The sequence below is a fragment of the Vogesella mureinivorans genome (assembly GCF_007644035.1).
GTDB classification, from domain to species: Bacteria; Pseudomonadota; Gammaproteobacteria; order Burkholderiales; family Chromobacteriaceae; genus Vogesella; species Vogesella mureinivorans.
In genome coordinates this window covers 1-1,395 of sequence record NZ_VMTV02000879.1, presented here as the reverse complement: position 1 = coordinate 1,395, position 1,395 = coordinate 1, and the positions used below count along the sequence as shown (strand labels likewise).

Sequence of the window (1,395 nt, the reverse complement as noted above, 5' to 3'; positions counted from 1 at the left end):
CCAAGCTGGACTGTATGCACGAACCCCCCGTTCAGTCCTACTGCTGCGCCTTATCCGGTAACTATCGTCTTGAGTCCAACCCGAAAAGACACGACTTAACGCCACTGGCAGCAGCCACTGGTAGAGGGTGTACAAGAGATTACTGATGCAGAGTTCTTGAAGTTAGAGCCAAACTACGGCTAAACTGGAAGGACGAATTTGGTGGCAGCGGTCTTGTACACCCTGTTACCACGGTTCAGAAGTTCCCCAACTTACTGAACCTTCGAAAAACCACCTCCCCAGGTGGTTTTTTCGTTTCCGAGACTACATTTTTGCTTACCTTCCTGTCAATCAAGAAGATAACAAACAAAAAAAGCTGCCTAGGGCAGCTTTTTTTATGAGTCCGAGTGGCGTACGTGATGTCTGTGATCAGATTCATCATCCCTCTCTGTGAGGGAGCCCACTCAAGTGGCTGCGAAACGCAGGGCGATCCACTATCAGCGCATGTTGCCTCGCCATTATATCGCCATGACGGACAAATCGTCTTCTGTAAGACTCATAGCAAGTATGGTGACAAAACCATATCAAATAAAGGCGACAAAATGTCTATACATATGAATATACATATATAATTATAACCAAGAACACTCTAACATCATTAAATAATGATGTTAGAGTGTTCTTGGTGTCGCTACAAATTAAAAAACGAGGTTCGTAATGAAAGCGAAGACAGAGCCACTTGAAAAAAAGTGGGGAGAACGAAGCATGCTTATGGGCTGGACAGCGATCCCTACATCGCTGCTTTTTCTACAGGCGGAACTATCAATTAGTCCTTTGGGTTTCAATTTGTTGATGAACCTTGTTTCTCACTGGTGGGAAACTACAGAGCACCCTTACCCTTCGCAAGAATCGATGGCAAAAAGAATGGGCGTTTCGAAACGTTCTATCCAGAGAGAAATCACAACTTTGGTAGAGCTTGGCTTACTCGATAAACAGCCGAATAAGGCCGGGAGCAAGAAATTTAAAGGTCGAAACACCTATGACTTAAGCAAGCTTGTTCAAGTCCTTAATGAAAAAACACCTGATAAAATAAGCAGTTTAAAACGTTATAAAAAAAATGGAGAATCACTAGATTCAGAGCTGGAGTAATCTTAGAAAATGCCGACATTCACGCAATCTGGAACTGGGAAGTTTGATTATTGGCTTATAGATGGAGTTAAGTCTTTTTCAAAAATACCGGCTAACACACTGCCATCAATCACCGTAGATATGCCGATCCGCTTACAAGTCGGAAATGGTTACTTTGGCTCAACACACATAACCGCCAGGCATGGTAAGTGGCTTCAACGCTATCAACCAGATGGTTGTGTAGCAACATTCATCCATAAGAAGCTCAGCACCAGTGGAAAGATCTTA

At 43.4% G+C, this 1,395-nt stretch carries 2 protein-coding genes; both read left to right on the top strand.

Annotated elements, in window-relative coordinates:
- Window positions 1-696 precede the first annotated feature (696 nt).
- Window positions 697-1,128 (top strand): helix-turn-helix domain-containing protein, encoded by a 432-nt coding sequence (locus FLQ44_RS20065; protein WP_065809548.1) that lies wholly within the window; start codon window positions 697-699, stop codon window positions 1,126-1,128.
- A 9-nt stretch (window positions 1,129-1,137) separates the two neighbouring features.
- The coding region (locus FLQ44_RS24180) for a hypothetical protein (RefSeq protein WP_439144953.1) at window positions 1,138-1,395 on the top strand (258 nt) is incomplete at its 3' end.